This window comes from Streptomyces sp. Ag109_O5-10 (assembly GCF_900105755.1).
Taxonomy (GTDB): Bacteria; Actinomycetota; Actinomycetes; order Streptomycetales; family Streptomycetaceae; genus Streptomyces.
Genome location: NZ_FNTQ01000001.1, coordinates 7,407,394 through 7,432,717, shown reverse-complemented (window position 1 = coordinate 7,432,717; position 25,324 = coordinate 7,407,394). Strand labels below are relative to the sequence as shown.

General features: G+C 71.6%; 22 protein-coding genes. 15 read left to right on the top strand and 7 right to left on the bottom strand.

Translation table 11 applies throughout. The features are described from left to right. Position 1: 1 nt before the first annotated feature. Positions 2-619 carry a TetR/AcrR family transcriptional regulator gene (locus tag BLW82_RS33900; RefSeq protein ID WP_093504953.1) on the bottom strand — a complete coding sequence of 206 codons (618 nt, stop codon included), beginning with the start codon at positions 617-619 and terminating at the stop codon, positions 2-4. Positions 620-683: 64 nt separating this feature from the next. Beyond that, a complete protein-coding gene (locus BLW82_RS33895) occupies positions 684-1,280 on the bottom strand; it encodes a hypothetical protein (protein WP_093504951.1) in 597 nt (198 codons plus the stop codon). Positions 1,281-1,437: 157 nt separating this feature from the next. On the opposite strand from BLW82_RS33895, the gene hmgA reads away from it, so the two are divergent. The 3 genes from hmgA to BLW82_RS33880 are packed head-to-tail and all read left to right on the top strand — an operon-like array spanning position 1,438 to position 4,742. Further along, positions 1,438-2,799: a homogentisate 1,2-dioxygenase gene (gene hmgA / locus BLW82_RS33890; protein WP_093504949.1), complete on the top strand. Its 1,362-nt coding sequence runs from the start codon at positions 1,438-1,440 to the stop codon at positions 2,797-2,799. A 26-nt stretch (positions 2,800-2,825) separates the two neighbouring features. Beyond that, positions 2,826-3,575 (top strand): GntR family transcriptional regulator, encoded by a 750-nt coding sequence (locus BLW82_RS33885; protein WP_093504947.1) that lies wholly within the window; start codon positions 2,826-2,828, stop codon positions 3,573-3,575. A gap of 12 nt (positions 3,576-3,587) precedes the next feature. Beyond that, positions 3,588-4,742 carry a type ISP restriction/modification enzyme gene (locus BLW82_RS33880; RefSeq protein ID WP_093504945.1) on the top strand — a complete coding sequence of 385 codons (1,155 nt, stop codon included), beginning with the start codon at positions 3,588-3,590 and terminating at the stop codon, positions 4,740-4,742. A 57-nt stretch (positions 4,743-4,799) separates the two neighbouring features. Here BLW82_RS33880 and BLW82_RS33875 read toward each other — a convergent pair whose 3' ends face one another. Then, positions 4,800-5,510: a TetR/AcrR family transcriptional regulator gene (locus BLW82_RS33875; RefSeq protein ID WP_093504943.1), complete on the bottom strand. Its 711-nt coding sequence runs from the start codon at positions 5,508-5,510 to the stop codon at positions 4,800-4,802. Between the two features lie 63 nt (positions 5,511-5,573). Between BLW82_RS33875 and BLW82_RS33870 the strand changes: the two genes are divergently transcribed. Genes BLW82_RS33870 through BLW82_RS33860 form a run of 3 tightly spaced genes read left to right on the top strand, consistent with a single transcriptional unit; the run spans position 5,574 to position 8,524 of the window. Next, positions 5,574-6,509 carry an ATP-binding cassette domain-containing protein gene (locus BLW82_RS33870; protein ID WP_093504941.1) on the top strand — a complete coding sequence of 312 codons (936 nt, stop codon included), beginning with the start codon at positions 5,574-5,576 and terminating at the stop codon, positions 6,507-6,509. Then, positions 6,506-7,282 (top strand): ABC transporter permease, encoded by a 777-nt coding sequence (locus BLW82_RS33865; protein WP_093504939.1) that lies wholly within the window; start codon positions 6,506-6,508, stop codon positions 7,280-7,282. The genes BLW82_RS33870 and BLW82_RS33865 overlap by 4 nt, the downstream gene beginning before the upstream one ends. Before the next feature lie 33 nt (positions 7,283-7,315). Continuing rightward, positions 7,316-8,524, top strand: coding sequence for a CaiB/BaiF CoA transferase family protein (locus tag BLW82_RS33860; RefSeq protein ID WP_093504937.1), 1,209 nt, complete (start codon positions 7,316-7,318; stop codon positions 8,522-8,524). An 11-nt stretch (positions 8,525-8,535) separates the two neighbouring features. On the opposite strand, the gene BLW82_RS33855 is transcribed toward BLW82_RS33860, so the two are convergent. The 3 genes from BLW82_RS33855 to BLW82_RS33845 all read right to left on the bottom strand — a co-directional run bounded on the left by BLW82_RS33855 (position 8,536) and on the right by BLW82_RS33845 (position 10,285). Next, on the bottom strand, positions 8,536-8,805 hold the full coding sequence (locus BLW82_RS33855; RefSeq protein ID WP_093504935.1) for a hypothetical protein: 270 nt from the start codon (positions 8,803-8,805) through the stop codon (positions 8,536-8,538). Positions 8,806-8,942: 137 nt separating this feature from the next. Then, positions 8,943-9,746 carry an anti-sigma factor gene (locus BLW82_RS33850; RefSeq protein ID WP_093504933.1) on the bottom strand — a complete coding sequence of 268 codons (804 nt, stop codon included), beginning with the start codon at positions 9,744-9,746 and terminating at the stop codon, positions 8,943-8,945. After that, a complete protein-coding gene (locus BLW82_RS33845) occupies positions 9,743-10,285 on the bottom strand; it encodes a sigma-70 family RNA polymerase sigma factor (RefSeq protein WP_093504931.1) in 543 nt (180 codons plus the stop codon). The genes BLW82_RS33850 and BLW82_RS33845 overlap by 4 nt, the downstream gene beginning before the upstream one ends. A 206-nt stretch (positions 10,286-10,491) precedes the next feature. Between BLW82_RS33845 and BLW82_RS33840 the strand changes: the two genes are divergently transcribed. The 4 genes from BLW82_RS33840 to BLW82_RS33825 all read left to right on the top strand — a co-directional run bounded on the left by BLW82_RS33840 (position 10,492) and on the right by BLW82_RS33825 (position 16,943). Beyond that, the gene (locus BLW82_RS33840; RefSeq protein ID WP_093504929.1) at positions 10,492-12,018 is read left to right on the top strand and encodes a DUF4331 domain-containing protein; all 1,527 of its coding nucleotides are present in this window, start codon (positions 10,492-10,494) and stop codon (positions 12,016-12,018) included. A gap of 189 nt (positions 12,019-12,207) precedes the next feature. Next, positions 12,208-13,617 carry a tetratricopeptide repeat protein gene (locus tag BLW82_RS45775; protein WP_256216035.1) on the top strand — a complete coding sequence of 470 codons (1,410 nt, stop codon included), beginning with the start codon at positions 12,208-12,210 and terminating at the stop codon, positions 13,615-13,617. Then, positions 13,614-15,308, top strand: coding sequence for an urease accessory protein UreH domain-containing protein (locus tag BLW82_RS33830; RefSeq protein ID WP_093504925.1), 1,695 nt, complete (start codon positions 13,614-13,616; stop codon positions 15,306-15,308). Before BLW82_RS45775 ends, BLW82_RS33830 begins: the two co-directional genes overlap by 4 nt. Positions 15,309-15,353: 45 nt before the next feature. Next, on the top strand, positions 15,354-16,943 hold the full coding sequence (locus tag BLW82_RS33825) for a serine/threonine-protein kinase (RefSeq protein ID WP_093504923.1): 1,590 nt from the start codon (positions 15,354-15,356) through the stop codon (positions 16,941-16,943). Positions 16,944-16,960: 17 nt separating this feature from the next. Here the strand turns inward: BLW82_RS33825 and BLW82_RS33820 are convergent, their stop codons facing one another. Continuing rightward, positions 16,961-17,764: an SGNH/GDSL hydrolase family protein gene (locus tag BLW82_RS33820; RefSeq protein ID WP_093504921.1), complete on the bottom strand. Its 804-nt coding sequence runs from the start codon at positions 17,762-17,764 to the stop codon at positions 16,961-16,963. A 297-nt stretch (positions 17,765-18,061) separates the two neighbouring features. Between BLW82_RS33820 and BLW82_RS33815 the strand changes: the two genes are divergently transcribed. From BLW82_RS33815 to BLW82_RS33795, 5 genes are all read left to right on the top strand, one after another. Next, positions 18,062-18,505 carry a hypothetical protein gene (locus tag BLW82_RS33815; RefSeq protein ID WP_256216034.1) on the top strand — a complete coding sequence of 148 codons (444 nt, stop codon included), beginning with the start codon at positions 18,062-18,064 and terminating at the stop codon, positions 18,503-18,505. Between the two features lie 424 nt (positions 18,506-18,929). Beyond that, on the top strand, positions 18,930-19,751 hold the full coding sequence (locus BLW82_RS33810; protein ID WP_371131438.1) for a glycosyltransferase family 2 protein: 822 nt from the start codon (positions 18,930-18,932) through the stop codon (positions 19,749-19,751). Beyond that, positions 19,748-20,737 (top strand): glycosyltransferase family 2 protein, encoded by a 990-nt coding sequence (locus BLW82_RS33805; protein ID WP_093504917.1) that lies wholly within the window; start codon positions 19,748-19,750, stop codon positions 20,735-20,737. Before BLW82_RS33810 ends, BLW82_RS33805 begins: the two co-directional genes overlap by 4 nt. Then, the gene (locus BLW82_RS33800; RefSeq protein WP_093504915.1) at positions 20,730-21,530 is read left to right on the top strand and encodes a polysaccharide deacetylase family protein; all 801 of its coding nucleotides are present in this window, start codon (positions 20,730-20,732) and stop codon (positions 21,528-21,530) included. The genes BLW82_RS33805 and BLW82_RS33800 overlap by 8 nt, the downstream gene beginning before the upstream one ends. Beyond that, entirely contained in the window at positions 21,523-25,320 is a 3,798-nt protein-coding gene (locus BLW82_RS33795) for a hypothetical protein (RefSeq protein ID WP_093504913.1), read from the top strand. Before BLW82_RS33800 ends, BLW82_RS33795 begins: the two co-directional genes overlap by 8 nt. Positions 25,321-25,324: the final 4 nt, after the last annotated feature.

Here is a 25,324-nt window from a genome sequence, read left to right as displayed (position 1 = left end):
GTCAGTCCAGCACCCGGGCCAGATACGACCGCAGCAGCTCCCGCGTCTCGGTGATGATCGACTCGTCGCCCCCCGGGGCCATCCGGAAGGACAGGTGGACCAGGGTGTCGGCCGCCTCGACCGCGACCAGGAAGGTGCGGCGCAGCGGCTCGTCGGGGGCGCGGCCGATGTACGCCGCAAGCAGGTCGGTCAGCCGGTCGGCCACGCGGTGGTTCGGTTCCGCGTCGCGGGCGCCGACCGGGATCTGGTTGCCGAAGTCGACGAGGGAGAAGCCGGGGGCGGTGCGCTTCATGGCCAGGTACTCGTCGAGCACCGCGTCCATCGCCGCCCGCCAGTCCCCCTTCGGGCCGTCCTTCAGCCGCTCGGTGACGCGCTCGGAGTAGCGCTCCAGGTTGCGCTGGGCGAGGGCGTCGGCCATCTGCCGCTTGTTGCCGAAGAAGCGGTAGACCGAGCCGATGGGCACTCCGGCGCGCACCGCGACGGCCCGGGTGCTCAGTTCCTCGTAGCCGACCTCGTCGAGAAGGTCGGCACAGGCGTCGAGGATCCGGGTCAGTCGTTCGGCACTGCGGCGCTGCACGGGCGCTTTGCGAAGCGGTGTCGCTGGTGGCACGGGCTTCATGATGCCTTTCCGCCGGGATCAGGTGAACCTCGCCCCCCAGTACGTGGACGGATGGCCCATGCACTCATCCGGCGTCCGTACTGCTCGTGCCGGTGGCGGTGCCCGTACCGGTGGCGGAAGGGGCGGCGGGCACGGCCCCCGACGCCGACGGCGACGCCGTCTCCGCGCCCGACGCCGTGACGTCCGCCGTGCTCTCCACCGGTTTGCCGTGCACGGCCCAGACCGTGCCGTCGTCCGCGTAGAGGCGGGCGGTGATGTGATGGGTACCGTGCGGGACGAGTCCGGCGGGCAGGTGGTAGGCGGGGGTGCGCAGCCGGGTCACCAGGCCGCCGTCCACGAAGAGGTAGGCGAGCCCGCGGCCGGCGACCGCCTTCGCCGCGGCGCCCGCCCGGGAGAACCGGAAGCGGTGCACGTCGAGCCGTACGTCCCAGCCGCCGGACGCGTCCGGGGTGACCACCGTGCCCACCTCGGGCGCGTGCTTCTTGTCCAGCTCGCGGTAGTGGCGTCCGCTCTCGTCCGTTTCGCCGAGGATCTTGCCCACCGGGGCAGGGGACTCCGCCCCGGGCTGCCGTTGGGCGCTCCCGGTCCCGCACCCCGCCGCGGCGACCAGCAGCAGCACGCAGACCGCGAGCGCGCCCGGCAGTCCACGCGTCCACGACATGCTCGGGAGCGTAGAACAGCGCGCCGCGGACCGGATCCCCCTGAAGTCGGGTTCTCGCCCCACAGCGCCGGGATGATCCCGGCCCTCTTGCACCCGCCCCCGCGCAATCCTACGGTGATGCATAGGAATCGATGGCACGCAGGTTCAGGGAGCGATCATGGGCGATGGGGGCACCTCCCGCGCGAGCGCGTTCGAGCGAGAGCGCGGGGAAGCGCGGAAGACCGCCGAAGGGCTGGCGTACCTCTCCGGGTTCGGCAACGAGCACTCCTCGGAGGCGGTGCCGGGTGCCCTGCCCGAGGGCCGCAACTCCCCGCAGCGCGCGCCTCTCGGCCTGTACGCGGAACAGCTCAGCGGTACGGCCTTCACCGAGCCGCGGGCCCACAACCGCCGCTCCTGGCTGTACCGGATCCGCCCCTCGGCCGCCCACCCGGCGTTCACCCGGGCCGCCGGCAACGGCGGGCTGCGCACCGCTCCCTTCACGGACATCGCCCCGGACCCGAACCGGCTGCGCTGGAACCCCCTCCCGCAGCCCGCGCCCGGCACGGACTTCCTCGCCGGCCTGTGGACCCTGGGCGGCAACGGCGACGCGACCCAGCGCACCGGCATGGCCGTGCACCTGTACCACGCCGACGCCTCCATGGGGCGGATCTTCTCCGACGCGGACGGCGAGCTGCTGATCGTCCCGGAGCGCGGCGGCCTGCTGCTGCACACGGAGTTCGGGCTGCTGCATGTGGAGCCGGGACATGTGGCGCTGATCCCCCGCGGGGTCCGCTTCCGTGTGGAGCTGCTGGATGCCACGGCCCGGGGTTATGTGTGCGAGAACTACGGCTCGCCGTTCCGCCTCCCCGACCTCGGCCCGATCGGCGCCAACGGCCTCGCCAACGCCCGGGATTTCCGGGCCCCCGTCGCCGCCTACGAGGACGTCGAGGGCCCGGTGGAGGTGGTCAACAAGTTCTGCGGCAACCTGTGGACCGCCACCTATGACCACTCCCCACTGGACGTGGTCGCCTGGCACGGCACGCATGTGCCGTACGCCTACGATCTGCGCCGTTTCAATGTGATCGGCAGCATCTCCTACGACCACCCCGACCCGTCGATCTTCACGGTGCTGACGTCGCCGTCCGACACCCCGGGTCTTGCGGGTGTCGACTTCGTGGTCTTCGCGCCGCGCTGGCTGGTGGGCGAGGACACCTTCCGGCCGCCGTACTTCCACCGGAACGTGATGAGCGAGTACATGGGGCTGATCGAGGGCGCGTACGACGCCAAGGCGGAAGGGTTCGTGCCGGGCGGCGGGTCGCTGCACAACATGATGTCGGCACACGGCCCGGACCGGGAGACGTTCGACCGGGCGAGCGCGGCCGAGCTGAGGCCCCAGAAGGTGGACGACGGACTGGCGTTCATGTTCGAGACCCGCTGGCCGGTGACGCTCACCCCGCAGGCGGCGAGCGCCGAACACCTCCAGCAGCGCTACGACGACGTGTGGCGGGGCCTGGAACGGCACTTCCGCCCCTTGCACTGAAGATCCCCCACCGGTACGGATGGCCCGTGACCTCCTTCGCCCCGGACTCGATCGTCCTCAACCGCAAGCTGCCGCTCTGGTACCAGGTGTCGCAGTCGCTGCGTGCCTCGATACTCGGCCGCTCGCCCCGGGACCCGCTCCGGCTGCCCACCGAGGAGCAGCTCGCGGAGCACTACGGCGTGAGCGTGCTGACCATGCGGCAGGCGCTGAAGGAGCTGGAGGACGAGGGTCTGATCAGCCGGCACCGCCGCCGGGGCACCTTCATCGAGCCGGACGCCCGGCGCGGCACCCCGGTACGGCTGCTCGGCTCGGTGGACGCGATCGTGGCCCAGCAGTCGGGGATGACTGCGGAGCTGCTGGACCACGGCACGGTGCCCGTCACCGGCGAACTCACCGAGTACTTCCCGGACCTCGCCGAGGTGACGGCCTACCACCGCCTCCGCAGCGACGAGCAGACCGGCGAGCCCACCAACCACGCCCGCAACCACGTCCGCCCCGAACTGGCTGCGCGCATCGACCCGGAGGACCTGGCCCGGCAACCGATGACCAAGGTGCTCAGGGACGTCGTCGGCGCGGACATCAGCCGCATCACGGACACGGTGGCGGCCCGGCTGGCCGACCCGGAGACCGCCCGGCTGCTCCAGGTCCCGCTGCTCAGCCCGATCCTGCACTACACGGGCGTCACCTACGACACCGCCGGCCGGGTCCTGGACCTCGCGGTCATCCACTACCGCGGCGACCGGTTCTCCTTCACGGTCACGCTCGACGCCACCTGAAGTCGTCGTACGATGCCGGGCGTGACGCACGACGACGCTCCGCTGCTGGCGGACCTCATGCCGTGGTCCGTCGCACCACTGCGGCTCGGCCGGGGGTGGCCGACGGCCCCCGATCCGGCGACCCTGAAGGCGCGCTGGGACGCGCTCCTCAAGGCCGAGGGCCCCGATCGCGAAACCCTGTTCGAGCCGACGCGCGCCCGCACTGTCCACTCCGCGGTCGCCCAGCTCCCGGGCCGGCCCAGCGGCACCGGACCGCTCGCCGACGTGTCGGACCCGTGCCCGGACCCGGTCCGCGTCCTGGCCGCCCCGTTCGACGAACAGTGGCTGATCCCGGACCACCGCCTGATCGACGCGGCCCGCCCGGAGTTGTGGCGGGTGGCGGACGACCACCAGGTCTTCGCGGTGGAGTCGCCGGAGGGCATGCCCCTGCTGGCCACCTCCTTCCTCCCCGCCCTGCGCGCGGGCCGCATCCGCCCGCTGTACCGCCGGCCGGGCGGCGCGGAGCCGAACCTGGCGCCGGGGCTGCCGGCGTACCTGGCCGACCGGCTGGGCCGAGGAGTCACCCCGCCGGACGTCCTCGCCTGGACCCTGACCGTGATCCGCCCGGACCGCACCGTCCCCCTCACCGGCGACCCCGGCCTCTGGGCGCAGGGCGTGGAGCTCGGCCACCGGGCGCTGTGGCTGCTGCGCCGCGACGGCGACCGCCCCAGACTCCCGGGCGGCCGCCGCCCGTACGTCCGGGCCCCGCTGCCGGCCCGCCCGCGCACGCTCCACTACGACACGGAGGAGGAGACCCTCCACCTCGACGAGGGCCGTGTCTCCCCGGTGCCCTCGGAGGCGTGGGACTTCAGGACGGGCGAGGCGCGGGTCCTGGAGGCGTGGTTCGCGGCACGGACGACTCAGACGGCGGAACCGGGCACCCTGGCGGCGATCACCCCGCCGGTCTGGCCTCAGTCATGGACATCGGAACTCCTGGAACTGATCACGGTCCTGACCTTGCTGGCGGACGTGCGCGCACAGCAGGCCGAGCTGGAGCTCAGGTCACCGATCACAGCGGCCGACCTGACGACGGCGGGCGTACTGCCACCCCCGAAGGCGTCCCGCAAACCGGCATCCGTCCTGGAACACACCGAAGAAGGCCCAGCGGGCCAACTGACGCTGCTCTGACCAACCCTGCCTTCAGGGGCGCGAAGAACTGCGCGACGGGCCTCACCGCCCCGCACCCTACGACGGCGCGAACCCGTCCAGAACCCTCTCCAACGCCCGCCGGAAAACCCCCTCCAGATCAATCGGCCCCGCATCCTCCGCGAACGCCGCCGCCATCCTCGGATACGCCCCCGAGGCGATCTGCCCTCCGAGATAGGCGATGCGCGCCGCGTTCTCCCGCTCCTCGGACCACGGCAGGTTCCGCACCCGTTCGGCCGTGTCGATCTCGTTCCGCACATAGGTCGTGACCACGCCGTTCACCATGGCGATCAGCTCGAACTTGGTGCCGTACGACACGTCCAGCGGATCCAGGCAGGCCAGGCAGTGCTCCAGATACCGCAGAGCATGGGGGCTGAACCCGTAGACCGGTGACATCAGACGCGGCAGCCACGGGTGCCGGTGCATCAGCTCCCGCGTCTGTTCGGCGACCCGCATCATGTCGGCCCGCCAGTCCCCCGTCGGCTCCCACACCTCGTGTTCCGAGCTGATCGCGTCAACCATCAGCTCGTACAGGTCCTCCTTGCGGGGGACGTAGTTGTACAGGGACATGGTCCCGCACCCCACCCCGGCCGCCACATGCCGCATCGACACGGCGTCCAGCCCCTCCGCGTCGGCGATACGCACCGCGACGGCGGCGATGTCGGCGCGGGTGAACGCCGGTTTCGGCCCTCGCCCGGCGCGCTCCGGGCGGGCCCAGATCACCTCGGGTTCGGACCCTCGGACTGTCATCGATCATCACCTCGCCCACCATGCTAGTTACGTACACCGTACGTAGTGCGCTATGGTCCTCCCATGACTACTACGTACGCTGTACTTAGTGAAGGTCTGGAGAAGCGCTTCGGCGCGGTGTCCGCGCTGCGCGGTCTCGATCTGGCCGTCCGGCAGGGCACGGTCTGCGGACTGCTCGGGCCGAACGGGGCGGGCAAGACGACGGTCGTACGGCTGCTGGCCACCCTCCTCCGGCCCGACGCGGGCTCCGCCCGCATCGCGGGGCACGACGTGGTCCGGGAGCCGGCAGCCGTGCGCCGCAGCATCGGCGTCACCGGCCAGTACGCCTCGGTCGACGGCGATCTCACCGGCCGCGAGAACCTGCGCCTGTTCGCCCGGCTGCTCCGGGTGCGCAGGGCGGACGACCGGGCGGCCGAGCTCCTTGCCCGCTTCGGCCTCGCCGAGGCCGCCGACCGCAAGGCGGCCACCTATTCCGGCGGTATGCGCCGCCGCCTCGACCTCGCCGCGAGCCTGGTCCGCCGGCCGGCCGTGCTCTTCCTCGACGAGCCCACCACCGGCCTCGACCCAGCCGGCCGGAACGACATCTGGGATGCGGTGCGCGAGCTGACGGCGGAGGGCACGACGGTGCTGCTCACCACGCAGTACCTGGAGGAGGCCGACCGACTCGCCGACGACATCGCGCTGATCGACCGGGGCCGGGTGGCCCGCACCGGATCCCCCGCCGAGCTGAAGGCGCTCATCGGCTGGTACGCGCAGGCGGTGGTGGCCGACCGGGACGCGCTGCCGAAGGCGGCCGCGGTACTCGACCGGCTCACCGGCCGGGAGCCGCAGTTCGACCACGACCGGCACACCGTCGGCGCCGTCACCACGGACCCGACCCTCACCCTCCCCCGCCTGGTGCGCGAACTCGACGCGGCGGGTGTCCCGTTGCTCGACGCGAGCCTCAGACCACCGACCCTCGACGACGTTCTCCTCCGGCTGACGGGAAGCGCCGCATGAGTGCGCTCGTGCACGACGGCGCCGCGATGACGGGCCGGCAGCTGCGCCGGGTCCGCAACAGCCCCGGCCTCGCGATCCTCACCCAGCTGATGCCGGTCAACATGCTGCTGTTCTTCGGCTACGTGTTCGGCAGCGCACTGGCGATGCCGGGTGCCGAATACCGCTCCTTCCTGGTTCCGGGGCTGCTGGTCGCGACCGCTGCCGGCGGGGTCATGACCGGCATGTTCCAGGCCGCCCAGGACACCCACCGCGGGGTGGCGGACCGCTTCAGGGCCATGCCGGTGAGCCGGGCCGCCGTACCGCTGGGACAGGCGGTGGCCGACCTGGTCGTGACCACGGCGGGTACCGTGCCGCTGCTCCTGGTGGGGCTCGCCGTGGGCTGGCGCGTCGAGGGATCGGCGGCCTCGGCGGCCGGCGCGGTGGGCCTGCTGCTCCTGTTCCGGTTCGCCTGCACGGCCGTCGGCATCTACCTCGGCCTGCTCACCCGCAGCGAGGAGGCGGCCGGTCAGCTCGGCGCGTCCACGTTCGTCCTGCCGCTGCTGTCCGACGCCTACATACCCACCGGCAACCTCCCGGGCTGGCTGCGCACGCTCGCCGAGTGGAACCCGATCAGCGCGGTGACGACCGCCCTGCGCGACCTCTTCGGCAACGCTCCCGTACCCGACGGAGCGGCCTGGCCGGTGGCGCACCCCGTCGCGGGGTCGCTCGCCTGGAGCGTGGTCCTCGTCGGCGTCTTCCTGCCGCTCGCCGTCCGCCGGTACCGGCGCTGCTGACAGACCCGCCGGTCACCGGACATGATCCAGCGCATGGACCGTCTCCCGCTGCCCCTCGAAGGCATCACCGTCGTCGCCGTCGAGCAGGCCGTCGCCGCCCCCTTCGCCACCCGCCAGCTCGCGGACCTCGGCGCGCGCGTCGTCAAGGTCGAACGCACCGACGGCGGCGACTTCGCCCGCGGCTACGACACCGCCGCGGGCGGCCTCGCCTCGCACTTCGTGTGGTGCAACCGGGGCAAGGAGTCCATCGCGCTGGATCTGAAGGACCCGCGCGGCCTGGACGTCGTCAGGCGTCTCGTCGCGGACGCGGACGTCTTCGTGCAGAACCTCGCCCACGGTGCCGCGTCCCGGCTCGGGCTCGACGCGGCCACGCTGTGCGCCGCGCATCCCCGGCTGGTCGCCGTGGACATCTCCGGGTACGGGGCGTGGGGGCCGTACGCCGACAAGCGCGCGTACGACATGCTCGTGCAGTGCGAGGCAGGGCTGGTGTCGGTCACCGGGACGCCGGAGCAGCCCGTGAAGGCGGGGATCCCGGCGGCGGATATCGCGGCGGCCATGTACGCCTTCTCCGGCGTCCTCGCGGCGCTGCTGCGGCGCGGGACCACCGGGCGGGGCGGCCCGGTGGAGGTGTCGATGCTGGAGGCGCTGGCCGAGTGGCTGGGGCATCCGCTGCACCACACCATGCACGGCGGGACGCCACCCGAGCGCACCGGCCTGGCGCATGCGGTCATCGCGCCCTACGACGCCTATCCGACCGCGGACGGCGGGCGGCTGCTGCTGTCGGTGCAGAACGACCGGGAGTGGCGGCGGCTTGCCGAACAGGTGATCGGGCGACCGGAGGTGGGTGCGGATCCGGCGTTCGCGACGAACGCGGCGCGGGTGGCGAACCGCGCGCGGACCGACGACCTGGTCGGGACGGCTCTGAAGGCACTCGACGCCGACGAGGCGGTGGCACGGCTGGAGGCCGCGGGCATCGCGTGCGCGCGGCTGCGGGACCTGCCCGAGCTGGCCGGGCATCCGCAGCTGGCGGCCCGGGACCGGTGGCGGGAAGTGGGGTCGCCGGTCGGGCCGCTGCGCGCGTTGCTGCCGCCCATCACGCTGCCGGGCGGGGACGAGGCGCGGATGGGGGATGTGCCCGCGCTCGGCCAGCACACCGGGGCGCTGCTGCGTGCCGTGGGGATGACGGACGCGGAGATCGCAGCGCTGCGCCGGGACGGTGTGGCGGCCTGGGCGCGGGCCTGAGGGTCAGACGGTCAGTGCTTGTTGCCGCCGAACAGCGAACGGCGCAGCCGGCGCAGTGGCGCGAAGAGGGAGACACGGCTGACCCGCGCACCTCGGTCGCTGCGCCGCGCGGGTTCACGCGCGGTCAGCTCACGCATCAGCGACGTCGCCTCGACCGCCTGCTGCTGCGGTATGGCGGGACCCGCCAGCACCGACAGATGGCGGTCGAGGCGCGAACTGGTCGCACCGCTCCCGCAGGTGATCGCAGGAACCCTCGCCCTGCTGCGTGTTATCTGATCCATGTCACTCCCCACCCGTACGAGTCCACCCGGCCCGGGCAGGGTAACCCTATCGCCCCGATGGGGCACTCGTGTATCGCGGTCACAGGATTCACCTTCCCCGCAAGGGTGTTGACGACCCCTCTTGAACTTCCCTTTGACTACGCTCCGAATCCAACCGATTTCAGGGCGAGTTGGACAACCGGCTGGCTGGTGGGCTGCGCTGAGCCACCGGCGGGCTCTACGGTCACCGCGAGTGACGTCGCCGATCTGCTCATACCCGTGGCGATCAGGGGCGTGTCGCCCTCGAAGAGCCCGAGGGAGCGCGGTTGCACATGGGGGCGCATGAGCCAGAGCTGGTGCACACGCCCGTTGGTCGGGATGCCGTATCCGCTCAGCGTGACGACGGCCTGCCCCTCCGATACGGAAGCCACCGCTCCGATACTTCGTCCCTGGGCGTCCTTGTAGCTGGTCGCGCGGGCGTCGGTCGCGGCCAGAACGTGGGCGATCTCACGTGACTGGGCCCGCTCGGCGTCGAGCTGGTTCTGCGTCCGGCCGGCCTGCACCGCGAACAGCGAGGCGACGACCAGCGCGGCGGCCGCGGTGGCGGTGGCGAACGGCACGAAGAGGGGGCGCGGACGGCGGCGCGGCGGCGGGGGCTGTGCGCCCCAGACGTGCGGCGGCAGGTTGGGCACGCGCTCCCGGCCGGGGGCCGGCTCCTGCGGGGTGGCGCGGACGGCGGCCAGCACCCGGTGACGCATCGCGAGCGGCGGCGGGGCCGCGGCCGAGAAGGCGAGCCGTACCGCGTCCTCGGTCAGCTCCCGGACCTCGTCGGCGCACCGGTCGCAGTCCTTCAGGTGCTTCTCGAAGCGGCGCCGCTCGCCGGGCTCCAGGGCGTCCAGGGCATAGGGCGCGGCCAGCGAGTGCAGGTCCTCGCGGTGCAGCAGGCGGTCGATCAGGCTCACGCCACACCTCCCAGGCAGTCGCGCAGCCGGGTGAGTCCGTCGCGCATCCGCGTCTTGACCGTGCCCAGCGGCAGCTTGAGCCGCTCGGCGACCTCACGGTACGTGTAGCCGTCGTAGTAGGCGAGCGTGACGGACTGGCGCTGCAGGGCGGTGAGCCGGTCAAGGCAGCGGCGCACCCACTCGCGTTCCAGGCCGGCCTCCACCGTCTCGGCGACCTGGTCGAAGGCCGGCTCGCCGGCCCGCAGCGCCTCGCGCTGCTCGCGTTCGCCGGCCGCGCGGGCGCTGCGCACCCGGTCGACGGCACGACGGTGGGCGAGGGTGAGGATCCAGGACAGGGCGCTGCCCCGGCCGGGGTCGAACCTGGCGGCGGAGCGCCAGAGTTCGAGGAGCACCTCCTGGGCTACCTCCTCGGACTGGGCGGGGTCGCGGACCACGCGGCGCACGAGACCGAACACCGGCCCGGACACCAGTCCGTAGAGGTCCTCGAACGCCTTCTGGTCGCCACCGGCGACGAGCACCAGCAGTTCGTCCGCCTCCACCCCGTCCCCCCTTCTGTGGCCGCACCCGGCCCGTCTCCCCACTCCAGGCATTCGCAACTGACGCACCTCCGGCAGAAGTACGTATGCGGGAGGCAAAAACGCGTGTCGAGCAGGAAGAAAAGATTTTTTTCTTCCGACCAATCCAAACGGCCCTCCGGCTCCGTATACCCGTCCGTCAAGCAAGTTGGGACCGAGGGACGGACGGCATGACACCTCTAAACTCCAGGAGCGGCGCGGGGCGCAAGGGCCTTGTCACGCTCATCTGTGGGGCACTGGCAACCGGTGGGATCACAGCCGCCAGCGTCGCCGCGCTGGAACCGGGGGCGGCCTCCGCCTCCTCCCACCGGGAGGCCCCGCTCATCTCGGGCACCCCCCAGTACGACAACACCGACCTGTACGCGTTCGTCAGCCCGGACAAGCCCGACACCACCACGATCGTGTCGGACTACATCCCCTTCGAGGAGCCGGCCGGCGGCCCGAACTTCTACCAGTTCGCCGACGACGCCCAGTACGACATCCACGTCGACAACAACGGTGACGCGAAGGACGACCTGATCTTCCGTTACACCTTCAAGACCAAGATCAAGAACAAGCAGACGTTCCTCTACAACACGGGCGTGGTCGACAGCCTGAACGACCCCGACCTGAACGTCACGCAGTCGTACAACCTCGACCTGATCAAGCTGAGGAACGGCAGGCCGCAGCACGCGACAAGGCTCGCCAGCGGCATCCCGGCCGCTCCGTCGGACGTCGGCAAGGCGTCGATGCCGGACTACGCGAAGCTGCGCTCCCAGGCCGTCTACAAGACGGTGGGCGGCGGCGCGACCTTCGCCGGTCAGGCCGACGACCCGTTCTTCGCCGACCTGCGCGTCTTCGACCTGCTGTACGGCGGCAACCTGAGCGAGGTCGGCAACGACACCCTCAAGGGCTACAACGTCAACACGATCGCCCTGCAGGTGCCGAACTCCCTGATCCGGCAGTCGGCGTCGCGCCCGACCGTCGGCATCTACGCGACGACCCAGCGCAGGAACGCGCAGGGCTACTACTCGCAGGTCTCGCGCCTCGGCAACCCGCTGGTCAACGAGGTCGTCAACCCGCAGAAGGACAAGGACAGGTTCAACGCGTCCGAACCCAAGGACGACGCGCAGTTCCTGAAGAACGTCACCAACCCGGAACTGCCGAAGCTGATCCAGGCGATCTACAACATCAAGGCGCCGTCCGAGCCCCGCAACGACCTCGTCAGCGTGTTCCTCACGGGCGTCAAGGGCCTCAACACACTGCAGCCGCAGGCGAAGCCGTCGGAGATGCTCCGCCTGAACACGTCCATCAAGCCCACCGCCAAGCCCAAGCGGCTCGGTGTGCTGGACGGTGACAACCAGGGCTTCCCGAACGGGCGCCGGCTCACCGACGACGTGATCGACGAGGCGCTCCAGGTCATGGAGGGCGAACTGGTCGGCTCCAAGAACGACCTGGGCGACGCGGTCGACAAGAACGACAAGAGCTTCGAGAAGTACTTCCCGTACGTGGCCGAGCCGACGGCGGGCTCGCGCGGCAAGGTCGCCAAGGCGGCGGCCGGCAGCAGCACGAAGAGTGCGCTGGGCGACGCGCTGACCGGTTCCGGTGACAACAACATGACGCTGATCGCGGGGTCGGCGGCCGCGGGTGCGGCGGGCGTGCTGCTGATCGGCACCGGGTTCGGCTGGTGGCGACGGCGGATGCGGCGGCCGTACTGATCGCCTTTCCCACCGGGGCAGTCGGGTGGCTGCGGGTCGGCGGCAGCTGATCGCGCAGTTCCTCCCCCAGCACCCCTTACGGGGCGTCCGATGCACGCCCCTCATGTACTGGCGCGGCCCGCACCCACTCAATCCCCCACGGCGCGGGCCGCGCCGCCCCGCGCGAACAGTCAGTCACTAGGAGAGGGCATGGCCCCGGGTACGAACGACAAGCAGCCCGCCGAGACGAAGGACGACGAGCGTGTCACCGCCCTGCGCCGGTTCGCCGCCGCGGGGCGGAACTGGCGGCGGGCCCAACTCGCGGGTTCCGCGCTGCTGATGGCGATCGCGCTGACCGGCGGGGCGATCGCCTTCGGGTCCTCGCGGGACGGCGGGACGGCTCCGGTGGCCACGTCGAGCGCGGTGGACCCGGCGCTGCTGGCGAGTGGGGACCTCGACTCGACGATCGCCTCCCTCCAGGCTCATCTCCGCACCCAGCCGAAGGACTCCGACGGCTGGGCCACCCTCGGCCTCGCCTATGTCGAGCAGGCCCGCACCAAGGGCGATCCGTCCCGCTATCCGCAGGCCGAGAAGTCCCTCAAGCAGGCGCTCCGGATCACCCCGGACAACGACCAGGCGCTGGCCGGCGAGGCCGCGCTGGCCGCCGCCCGGCACGAGTTCGCGCAGGCACTCGGCTACGCGGACCAGGCCCTGAAGCAGAACCCGTACAGCGCGAACGCCCTGGCCTCCCGCATCGACGCCCTGGTCGAACTGGGCCGCTACGACGAGGCCGGCACGGCGGCCGACCTCGCCGACCAACGCAAGCCGGGAGTGCCGGTGTTCACCCGTTACGCGTACGTGCGCGAACTGCGCGGTGACGTCAAGGGCGCCCAGCGGGTGCTGGAGCAGGCCTTGTCCACGGCGACGTCGAAGGGCGACATCTCCTACGTGGCCGCCCAGCTCGGTCTGCTCGCCTGGAACCAGGGCGACTACAAGACCGCGGAGAGCTACTACGCCCGCGCTCTGACGGCCGACGACACCTACATCCCGGCGTTGGAGGGCCGGGCGCGTGTCCAGGCGGCACTCGGCGACCGGGCCGACGCGATCAAGGGCATGGAGCTGGTTGTCTCCCGCTATCCGCTCCCCCAGCAGCTCGTCGAACTCGGCGAGTTGTACGAGGACCGCGACGCCAGGGGTGACAAGGCGAGGGCCGCGGACCAGTACGCGCTCGTCGAGGCCTGGGTCGCGCTGGCCCGCGCCAACGGCGTCAACGCCGACCTGGACACCGCCCTCGCCGCCGCCGACCACGGCAACAGGGCCGAGGCGCTGAAGGCCGCCCGCGCCGAATGGGCCCGCCGCCACACCGTGCACACGGCGGACGCGCTGGCCTGGGCCCTGTACGTCAACGGAAAGCAGAGGGAAGCGCTGCCGTACGCCCGGCAGGCCACCGCCACCGGCTACCACAACGCATCCTTCGTCTACCATCTCGGCGTGATCGAGCTGGCCAACGGCGCGAAGGCGGCCGGCCGGGCCGCCCTCTCCAAGGCCCTCGAGCTCAACCCGGGCTTCTCCCCGCTGGGTGCCCGTGCGGCCCGCAAGGCGCTGGAGGCCACGAAGTGAACCTCCGCCGGATCGCCGCCGTCTTCACCCTGGCCTGCACCGCGACCCTGTTGTCCGCCACGGGCGCGAGCGCGCACCCGCTCGGCAACTTCACCGTCAACAAGTACGACGGTCTCGTCGCCGCCCCCGGGCAGCTCCGCGTGGACCACGTCGAGGACCTCGCCGAGATCCCGGCGACCCAGGCCAAGCCCGACCTGAAGCGGCTGGGCACCGCCAGGTGGGCCGAGCAGCGCTGTACTTCCGCGGCCGACGGCAGCAGGCTCACCGTGGACGGCCGTACCACCGCGCTGACCGTGCGCACCAGCCACGCCGAACTCCGCCCCGGCCAGGCGGGCCTGAACACGCTCCGCGTGGAGTGCCGCTTCACCGCGCCCCTCCCCAAGGGCGCCACCGCCACCCTCACCTTCCACAGCGCGGGCGCCGACACCGGGCCGGGCTGGCGGGAGATCACGGCGCGCGGCGACCGGATGACGCTGACGAAGTCGGACGTGCCGAAGACGTCGGTCTCCCGCGAACTCACCAGCTACCCCAAGGACCTCCTCTCCTCCCCCGCCGACACCACCACCGCCGCCGTCCACGTACGGCCGGGCGGCCCGGCCCTCGGCCGGGAACGGCAGGACACCCCGGGCGCGGAGATCCTCCCCCGGGGCATCGACCGCTGGACCCAGGCCCTGACCGACCTGGTCGCCCGCAACCACCTCACCGTCGGCTTCGCGGTGCTGGCGCTCTTCATCTCGATCGGCCTCGGCGCGATGCACGCCCTCGCACCGGGCCACGGCAAGACCCTGATGGCGGCGACCGCGGCGGCCCGCGGCGGCCGCGCCCGCCTCCGCGACGTCCTCCCGCTCGCCGCGTCGGTCACGGTCACCCACACGCTGGGCGTGGTCGCCCTCGGCGTCCTGGTGACGGCGGGCTCGGCGGCCACCCCGTCGGTGATCGCCTGGCTTGGCATCGCGAGCGGCCTCATGGTCCTGGCCGCGGGCGCCAACCTGACCCGCAGGGCCTGGCGGAACAGGGCCCACGAGCAGGCGCATGCCCACGGCCACCACCACCATCACGACCACCACCATCACGACCACGAGCACGACTCGCCCGAGAAGCGGGAACTGGCCCTCGTGGGGGCGCACGACCACGGCCACCACCACCCTCATGACCACGACCATGCTCATGGCCACGACCACCCTCACGGGCACGACCACGGCGCTCAGCCCCACACTTCAGCCCGTCCGGCGTTTGCGGACGAGGCCGTTCAGGCCGAAGGGGGGTCCGGGGGCGCGGCCCCCGAGCACGGCCACACCAGCGTGCCGCATAGTCACGGCGGGTTCACCCACACCCACCCCACGGCCCCCACCCTCCGCGGCACCCTCCTCCTCGGCTTCGCCGGCGGGCTCGTCCCCAGCCCCTCCGCCGTGGTCGTGCTCGTCGGCGCCGCCGCCCTCGGCCAGGCCTGGTTCGGCCTGCTTCTGGTCGTCGCCTACGGGGTCGGTCTCGCGCTGACACTGACCGCCGCCGGGTTCGCCGTCGTCAGGCTGGGTACGGGAATGACTCGGGTGATGGACAAACGCCCTCGCTGGACCACCCACCCGACGGCGGTGCTGGTCCACAGGACCATTCCGCTCGTCTCGGCACTCGTGGTCGTGGCCCTGGGCGCCGGACTGGTGCTCAAGGGGGCCGCATCCGCACTCCTCTGAGTTACGTTTGTGATGCATTCGCGCGAGCTGCCGTGGGGGGCACCCGTGACCGAAGAGCCGGGCCGTGAGCGAGTGATCGCGGGCCGCTACCGACTGCTCTCCCCGCTGGGCGAGGGCGGCATGGGCGCCGTGTGGCGGGCCCGTGACGAGGTGCTGGGCCGCGACGTCGCCGTCAAGGAGGTGCGGGCGCCCGCGGGGCTGCCCGGCTCGGACGTCGAGCGGATGTACGCCCGGCTGGAGCGTGAGGCCTGGGCCGCGGCCCGGATCGCGAACCGCAACGTGGTGACGGTGTACGACGTGGCGATGGAGGGCGGACGGCCCTGGATCGTCATGGAGCTGATCCCTGGCGTGTCCCTCGCCGACGTGCTGGAGGCGGAGGGGCCGATGTCCCCGCAGCGGGCGGCCGGCGTCGGCGCCGAGGTGCTGTCCGCGCTGCGGGCCGCGCACGCCGCCGGGGTGCTGCACCGGGACGTCAAGCCCGGCAACGTGCTGCTGTCGAACGACGGCCGGGTGGTGCTCACCGACTTCGGGATCGCCACCGTGGAGGGCAGCTCGGCGCTGACCATGACCGGCGAGGTGATCGGCTCACCGGAGTTCCTCGCCCCGGAGCGGGCGCTGGGGCGGGCGTTCGGCCCCGAGTCCGACCTGTGGTCGCTGGGCGTCCTGCTGTACGCGGCGGTCGAAGGCGCCTCGCCCTTCCGGCAGGACACCCCGCTGAGTACGCTGCGGGCCGTGGTCGACGAGGAGTTGCCGCCGCCGTACCGGGCCGGACCGCTCACCCCCGTCATCGAGGGGCTGCTCCGCAAGGACCCGGCAGCACGGATCTCCCCCGAACAGGCCGAGCGGGACCTGCGGTTGGTCGCGGCGGGGGGCACGCCGCACACGGCCACCACCGTCCCGGTCCCGGCGCCGTACGAGGCCCCGACCCTGGTCGCCCAGCGGACCCCGCCGTTCTCCCCCACACCCCCGATGCCCACCCCCGCCGACACCCGGCCGCCCGCCGCCGGCCACGACGACGGCAACCGCAGGGCCGGCACCGTGCTGCTCATCGGCCTGGTGCTGGTGCTCCTCGCGCTCGGCGGACTGACGTACGCCCTGCTCAACCGCGACAACGGCGACGGCGGCGGCGACAACGCCGGGGCGAGCCAGTCGGCCGGCAACCTGAGCTCCCCGGCGCCCAGCCGGAGCAGCAGCGCCGCGTCCAGGTCCCCGTCGGCGTCCGCGAGCAGCAGCGCGCCCCGGCAGAGCGTGAAGGTCAATGTGGCCGGGTCCCGTACGGACTACTCGGGGACCTGTCCACCGTCGACGGCGCAGGCGCCCACGTTCACGGCGACGTTCACGGTGGGGAACGTGCCCGAGGACGTGCAGTACCGGTGGGTGCTGAAGAACGGGAAGCTCGACGACCACGGCTGGAAGACGCTGTCCTTCCCGGACGGCGGCGGGAAGACCCGGCAGACGCAGGTGACCGTGACGACCTGGTCCGACAGCGGGACGCTGAGCGACGCGATCGCCGTCGAGGTGCGCAGTCCGGTGGAGACGACGTCCGACTCGGTGCCGTTCTCGGTCACCTGCACCAAGACGACGGAGACCCCGACCGGCGGGGCCTCCGCGTCGCCCTCGCCCTCTGGTTCCTAGGGCTCAGGGCCTGGCGCTCAGGACGCGTTGCTGGTCAGGACCGGCAGGTAGCCGCCGGACTGGCCGGACGCGGTGGGGTGGTACGACTCGGTGATGTTCAGCCAGTTGACGCTGTGCAGCCAGGAGCTGCCGGAGCAGATCTCGTGGCTGGAGAACGCGCTGCGGACGTCGCCGAAGGTGAACCCGTGGTCGGCCGCGCGCTTGGCGATCGCGGTGTCGATGTAGTCGGCGGCGTTGTTGATGGCGGTGCGCTTGGTCGAGGAGAGGCCGAGGCAGGTCGTACCCAGCAGGTAGAAGCGGGGGTAGCCGAGGACGACGACCTTGGCGTTGGGGGCCTTGGCGCTGATCGCGTCGTACACGGTGTCGAGCTTGCCGGGGAGTGTGGAGTCGACGTACGCCTCGGCGGTGCTGATGCGGGACAGGCAGGTGCTGTCGGAGCTGAGCACACATGTCGTCATGACGTCGGTGAAGCCCGCGTCGTTGCCGCCGATGGTGACGGAGACCAGCGCGGTCGAGGAGCTGAGCGTGCCGAGCTGGCCGGAGAGCACGTCGTCGGTGGTGGCGCCCGAGCAGGCGAGGAACGAGAACGAGGACGGGCTGTGGGCCGCGTTCCACAGGTAGGGGTAGGCGTTGGTGCTGCGGTCGCAGCCGCCACTCGAGCTGATGTAGCTGCCGGCGCCGACGCCGGACGCGTACGAGTCGCCGAGTGCCACGTAGCCCCCGGTCGCGGCCTGCGCTTGCGACGCGGCCGCCCCGGTGAGGGCGAGGCCGGTGGCGAGGAGGAGTGAAGTCACGTATGCCGTAAGTCGGGAACGTCTCATGGAACCTCCCTTTAGCAGGATCTCCGCCACAACTGTCGTAGCAACTACGCGTGTTGACGGGAAGTGTCCATGCCAAAACTGTGCAGGAGTTCGACCTGACGGCCCTTCGGGAGAAACGCGCCCCTGACGCCCGTGTCGTAATCGATCATCAGAACGCGCCGGAATCGGGCGACTTGTTCCCCGGAGGCATCAGGTGCCTCTGGGGAACGGTCATGTCCGGAGACCTGCTTGACGCCCTCCGTTCGGCTGCGCGACATTGAAGCCCGGCATCCGACGCCTTGGGGGGCAAAGTCGGTCATGCAGACCATACGTCTGAAGACATCATCAACAGCGGACGAACAGGCACGGCCAGGACCGGGGAGGGACCTGGGTCCCCTGCTCGCGGGGACCACGACGGCGGTCGCCGGGACGGGTGCGCTGCTGGCGCTCACCGACTCGGGCTCGTCGCTGCGCGGGCCCCTGGCACTGTTCTTCCTGCTCGCCGCGCCGGCCGCGGCGATCGGTGCGGCACTGCGCGGGCTCGATCCGCCGGCCCGCGCGCTCACCGCGCTGGCGGGTGCCGTCGCCCTGGACATGCTGGTCGCCCAGGGCATGCTCGCGACTCACCACTGGTCCTGGCGCGGCGGCATCGTCGCCGTGGCCGCGATCAGCCTTCTGCTGCTTCTGCTGGTACTCCTGCGACCGGTGGAACGCATTCTCGAACGGATGCCCCGGCGAACCGGGAAAATCCGTTCGGGTTGAAGAGCAGGATCGGCCAAAATTTCGTAACGGCCAAACCAATAAAAACGTGAGGACCAGTTCCTGGACTTGCCATACTGGTTCAATCGTCAATACCGTCGTACATCTCACCCGCATCGGATCGTCATCTAGCGGCTCCAGGGGAGGGCTCAAGGACCGCGATGTTCCGGGGCGGGGCGCGGTAGGGGGGTGCCGTGCTCGGTGACCGCAATGACCACTTTCGTTTCTCGGGTGACCACTGTCGTTTCCGAGTCGTGCCGCGCGACCGACTGCCGTTCCGCGGCAGACCGGGCAGCTTTGCCAGCTCACCTGCGGGTACGGAGATTCTTTTTCCGTGCCATGGGTGAGAGAACCCCCCTTTCGAACCGGACACCAATGCGGGCCGCCCATGGGGCGGGCGGTCCACCGGACGAGAGGGACAAGACTCGTGAGTTCTGTTCTACGTCAGCCGACTTCGGGCCAAGATCCGTTCATGGCCACCGAATACCGGCCGATCTCCTCCCACCTGGCGATCACACCGCCGGTGAGTGTGGTGATTCCCGCGATGAATGAGGCGGAGAATCTCCCCTACGTCTTCAAGACGCTTCCCGCCTGGATACACGAAGTGGTCCTGGTGGACGGTAATTCCACCGACAACACCGTGGAAGTGGCGCGAGAGTTGTGGCCCGACGTGAAAGTCGTCGAACAGCGTGGCAAGGGCAAGGGAGATGCCCTGATCACCGGGTTCGAGGCGTGCACCGGCGACATCATCGTCATGGTGGACGCGGACGGCTCGGCCGACGGCCACGAGATCGTGTCGTACGTCTCCGCCCTGGTCTCGGGCGCCGACTTCGCCAAGGGCTCGCGCTTCGCCAACGGCGGCGGCACGGACGACATGACCTTCATCCGCAAGCTCGGCAACTGGGCCCTGTGCACGGTCGTCAACCGCAAGTTCGGCGCCCGCTACACGGACCTCTGCTACGGGTACAACGCCTTCTGGCGGCACTGCCTCGACAAGATCGACCTCGACTGCACCGGCTTCGAGATCGAGACCCTCATCAACATCCGCGTGGTCAAGGCGGGTCTGAAGGTGCAGGAGATCCCGAGCTACGAGTACCTCCGCATCCACGGCACCAGCAACCTGCGTGCCGTCCGCGACGGGCTGCGCGTGCTCAAGGTGATCCTGAAGGAGCGCTCCAACCGGCGTGACCGGCGCCGGCAGGTACGGCACTCCCCGATGCTCACCACGGGCCGGGGAGAGTCGTCTTGAGCGATCCCGACATCTCCGTCGTGATCTGCGTGTACACCGAGGACCGCTGGGAGGACATCCTCGCGGCGGTCTCCTCGGTGCGCGCCCAGTCGTGTCCGGCGCTGGAGACCCTGCTGGTCGTCGACCACAACCCGGCGCTCCTGGAACGGCTCACGAAGGAGTACGAAGAGGTCACCGGAGTGCGGGTGCTCGCCAACGCGGGCCCCCGCGGTCTGTCCGCGGGCCGCAACACGGGCATCGCCGCCTCCTACGGCGAGGTCATCGCCTTCCTCGACGACGACGCCGTGGCCGAGCGGGACTGGCTGCGCCGATTCGCCGAGGGGTACGCCGACCCGAAGGTGATGGCGGTCGGCGGCCGGACCCTGCCCGTCTGGGCCTCGGGCCGCCGGCCCGACTGGTTCCCGGAGGAGTTCGACTGGGTGGTCGGCTGCACCTACCGGGGGCTGCCGGCGGGCCGCGTCCGAGTCCGGAACGTCCTCGGCGGAAACGCTTCTTTCCGGCGCACGGCCTTCGACGCGGCGGGCGGCTTCGCCACCGGCATCGGCCGCGACGGCGACAAGCGCCCGCTGGGCTGCGAGGAGACCGAGCTGTGCATCCGGCTCACCCGGGCCCGCCCGGACGCCGTGCTGCTCATCGACGACCGTGCGGTGATCCACCACCGGGTCCCGGAGGTCCGCGAGCACTTCGGGTACTTCCGCACCCGCGCCTACGCCGAGGGCCTCTCCAAGGCCCTGGTCGCCCGCAGTGTGGGCGCCGGCAAGGGCCTGGAGTCCGAACGCCGTTACACCACGCGTGTGCTGCCCGCGGGGGTCGCTCGTGGCCTGCGGGACGCACTGCTGGCCCGGCCGGGCGGCGCGGGCCGGGCGGGTGCGATCGTCGCCGGGGTGCTGACGGCGGCGGGCGGCTACCTGGTGGGGAGCGTGCGGGCCCGGCGGAGCGGCGCGACCTTCGCCGTCGCCCGGATCGAGGAGGGCTCCCATGGCTGAGACCCCGGTCCCCATCCTCATGTACCACTCGGTCGCGACCTCGCCCAACGACGCCACCCGCGCGCTGTCGGTGGCGCCGGAGGCGTTCGCCGAGCAGATGGCGCTCGTCGGCGACCTGGGCCTCACGCCCATCGACACGGCGGATCTGGCGGCGGGCTGGCGCGACGGTGGCCCGCTCCCCGACCGTCCCGTCCTCATCACCTTCGACGACGGCTACGAGGGCGTCCACCGGCACGCCCTGCCCGTGCTCGCCAAGTACGGCTTCGTGTCCACGCTGTTCGTCTCGACGGGCTGGATCAGGGGCGCGCACGACACCGGAGGCGGCCTGGACGCCATGCTCGACTGGGACCAGGTACGCGCACTCGCGGGCGCCGGCTGCGAGATCGGCGGCCACAGTCACACCCACCCGCAGCTCGACCAGCTGGACGACGAGCGGCTGCGCACCGAGCTGGTGCGCAGCCGGGAGATCGTCACGGACGAACTCGGCGCGCCTCCGGCCTCGTTCGCCTACCCGTACGGCTACTCCAGCCGCAGGGTCCGGCAGGCCGTGCGGGCGGCCGGGTACGCCCAGGCGCTCGCCGTCGGCAACGGTCTCGCCCGCCGCCGTCAGGGTCCGTTCGCGCTGCAGCGCGTCACCGTGCGCCGCAGTACGGACGCCGCGGAGTTCGTACGGCTGCTCGAAGGCCGGTCGATCGCCCGCAACTTCGCCAGGGACCGTGCCCTCACCAAGGGGTACGCCGTTCTCCGCAGAGCACGCCAGGTCCGCCGGAAGGCCATCCGTTCCCGTGTCTGACACGACCACCACAACAGAGGCCAACACACCCGACACAGCGGCGCCCGAGCAGTCGGGGCGCCGCCTTCGCCTGCCCGGACGGGGCGGCTCGCCCGGGGGCAGTCCGCTCTTCCGGAACGCCTACGCGCTGATGCTGAACACCGGCATCTCGGCCGTCCTGGGCCTGGGGTTCTGGCTGGCCGCGGCCCGCTACTACTCCGAGTCGGCCGTCGGCCAGGGCTCCGCCGCCATCGCCGCCATGAAACTCCTCGCGGGCCTCACCGCGGTGACCCTGACCGGCGCCCTGGCCCGCTTCATCCCGGTCGCCGGACGCCAGACCGGCAGACTCATCTTCCGCACCTACGCGGGCAGTTCGCTGATCGTGGCGGTGGCGGCCGGCGTCTTCCTGATGACACTCGGCGTCTGGGGGCCGTCGTACCGCTTCCTGCACGGGCCGCTGCCCGGGCTCGGGTTCGTCGTGGCGGTGATCGCCTGGAACCTGCTCACGCTGCAGGACGGGGTGCTGACCGGGCTGCGCAACGCGCCCTGGGTGCCGGTCGGCAACACCGTGTTCTCGGCCGTCAAGCTGGCGCTGCTCGTCGCGTTCGCGGCGGCGGTCCCGGTGGCCGGTGTCTTCGTCTCCTGGGTCGCCGCGATCGCCACCTCGTTCGTGCCGCTGGGCTGGCTGGTGTTCCGGCGCCTGGTGCCCCGGCACGTCGAGGCGACCGCCGACCACGCGAAGCCGCCCACGCTCAGGGAGATCGGCAGGTTCCTGGCCGGCGACTACACCGGCTCGCTGTTCTCCCTGGCCGTGGTCTACCTGGTGCCGGTCATCATCGCCTCGCAGGTCAGCTCCGAGGACAACGCGTACTTCTACATCACCACCACCATCGGCGGCACCACCAACCTGCTCGCCATCAACATGGGCGCCTCGCTGACCGTCGAGGGCTCGCACGACCCGGCCCGGCTGGCCGGCAACGCGCGGGCCGCGCTGAAGCGGATGGCCCGGATCATGCTCCCCATCTGCGCGCTGCTGTTCTTCGGGGCGCCCTGGATCCTCGGCGTGTTCGGGCCCGGCTACGCGGACGCGGCGACCCCGCTGCTGCGCTGGTTCGCGGTCGGCGCGCTGCTCCGGGTCGTGATGGAGACGTACTTCGCGGTGCTGCGCGCGCAGAGCCGTACCGCGGGCCTGGCCTGGCTGCAGGGGCTGCTGTGCGTGCTGGTCCTCGGCCTGACCCTGCTGCTCCTGCCCCGGATGGGCCTGACCGGCGCGGGCGTGGCCGAGATCTCCAGCCTCGCGGTGATCGTGGCGATCGCGGCGCCCCGGCTGTGGTGGACGCTGCGCGCCGTCCCGGCCGAGGTCCCGGCGGACGCCGCGCCGGACGGGGACCTCGCCGACCTGGGGGCGCGCGAGGTGCCGTCCGCCGCCGCCCCGCGCAGGCGTGGTCCGGCCTGGGCGCTGGACACCGACACCCTCGCCCTCGGTATCCATGTGGACTTCGACCATGTGGAGCGGCGGCCGGACGTCCGGCCGGGGCCGGGAACTCCGCCCACGGGTCAACCCGTTGTCCGGACGGGCGACCGGCCGACGTGGGCACTGCGGCCGCCGCGGAACCTGGGGCTGCCGGTGGAGGAGAGGGAGCCGCACGCGGAGTCCTCGCTGGGACCCGCCGAGGCCTCACTGCTCGGGGAGGCGGTCGACGCGCCGTTCGGGAAGGACGCCGTACCGGAGGAGCCGGTCGGGCCGGCCGAGGTTCCGGAGGAGTCCGGTCCGGCGCGCCCGCTGCGGGAGCGGCTGACGCCCACCCGCCCGGGCGTCGTCCTCGGCTGTCTGCTGGCCGCCGCCTTGCTGCTCTACTGGGTGCCGGCGACCCGGCTCGACGACGCCGACCTGGACCGGATGGGCGGGCTCGGGCTGGTCTCGGTGCTGCCGCTGCCGACGCTGGTCGGGGCGGCGCTGCTGGTCACGGTGTTCGCCGCGCTGCTGTGGCTGCGCCGGGAGCACAAGGCGCTGCTCCTGGTCACGCTGCTGGCGACGGTCGTGTCGCTGCACGCGCTGCCCGCCGTGATCGAGACCGAGCCGCGCTTCCCGACCGCCTGGCAGCACCTCGGGTTCATCGACTACATCGACCGCACCGGCTCGGCCGTGCCCGACCTGGACGCCCGGTGGAGCTGGCCGGGCTTCTTCGCGGCGGCCGCGTTCATCGGCCGGGCGTGCGGGGTCACGGACTTCACCGAGGTCATCCGCTGGTGGCCGACGTTCATCCAGCTCGCCTACCTGGCGCCGATGTTCCTGCTCGTACGGTCGCTGCGGGCGAGCTGGCGGGCGAAGTGGACCGGCATCTGGATCTTCGTGCTGTGCGGCTGGGTCGGCCAGGACTACTTCTCCCCGCAGGGCTTCACGTACCTGCTCTACCTGATGTTCGTGGCGATCCTGCTCGTCTGGTTCCGTGCCCCGCACGTCGTCTGGACCAGGTTCCGGCCGGGCGAGGCGGAGGTCGAGCCGGCGAACCGCCGTCAGCAGGCCGTGCTGCTCATGGTGCTGATCGGCCTGTACGCGGCGACGGTGCCGGCGCACCAGCTCACCCCGTTCGTGATGCTGGGCGTGCTGGCGGTCCTGGTGCTGATCGGCCGGTCCGAACCGCGGGGGCTGCCTCTCCTGTTCGGGGTGGTCGCGGCCGTCTGGCTGGGTTTCATGGCCGAGCCGTACTGGTCGGGGCACTTCAACGAGCTGTTCGGCGGGGTCGGCGGGGTCGGCAGCAATGTCTCCACCTCGGTCTCCGGCCGTATCCAGGGCGGCAGTTCGACCCACAAGCTGGTCCTGTACGTCCGGGTGCTGCTGGCCGGGAGCATGATGGCGTTCGCCGTCTGGGGCTGGTGGCGCCGCCGCTTCCACCGGTACCGCGAGCGTTCCCTGCTGGTCCTGACCTTCGTCCCGTTCCTGGGCTTCGGCATGCAGTCGTACGGCGGCGAGATGGCGCTGCGCGTCTTCCTGTTCGCCGTGCCGGGCGCGGCACTGCTGGCCGGGCTGGCCCTGTTCCCGCGCACCGGGGCCACGGCGAAGGAGCGCGAGAAGGACGGGATCAGCCTGGCTCCGGTGGCCGCGCTGCTGGCGGGGCTGCTGCTCATGGGCGGTTTCCTGGTGGCCCGTTGGGGCAACGAGTCCTTCGAGCGGGTCCGGCCCGGCGAGGTCGCCGCCATGGACTACGTGTACGCCCACGACAGGCCGACGGTACGGCTGCTGTGGCTGAGCAACGACACCGTCAACGACGTGACCCCGGCGATCCCCTGGGGCGCGAAGGACATGGAGCGGGTCGACTATGTGCCGACGCTCGCCCCGACCGATCCGGTGCTGGTGTCGAGCCTGGTCAAGGCGTTGCGGGACGCGGGTCCGAACTCGTATCTGATGGTCAACAGGAGTCAGGTCGTCTATCTCCGGATGGATGCCGGGTACTCGGCGACCTGGGCGGGGCGGCTGATCCAGAACCTGGACGACCGGCAGGACCTGACGAAGGTCCTGGTCAACGACGACGTGACCATGTACGCGCTGCGGAAGCAGCCCGCGGGCGCGGTGGCGAAGCCGGATCCGGGGCCGATCGGACCGCGGATCACCTGGACGCCGTGGTCGGTGATCGGCGGTCTGGCCGCCGTGGCGCTGATCCTGCTGCTGACGGCGCGCGAGGTGGTCCGGGTCGCGATCCGGCCCGGGGTGCGTCAACTGCGGTTGCTGCAGGGCAGCTTCTGGTTCTCGCTGCCGCTGCTGGCGGTGCTGCTGGCCTCGTTGGCACAGCGGTTCATGACGCTCAAGTAGACGC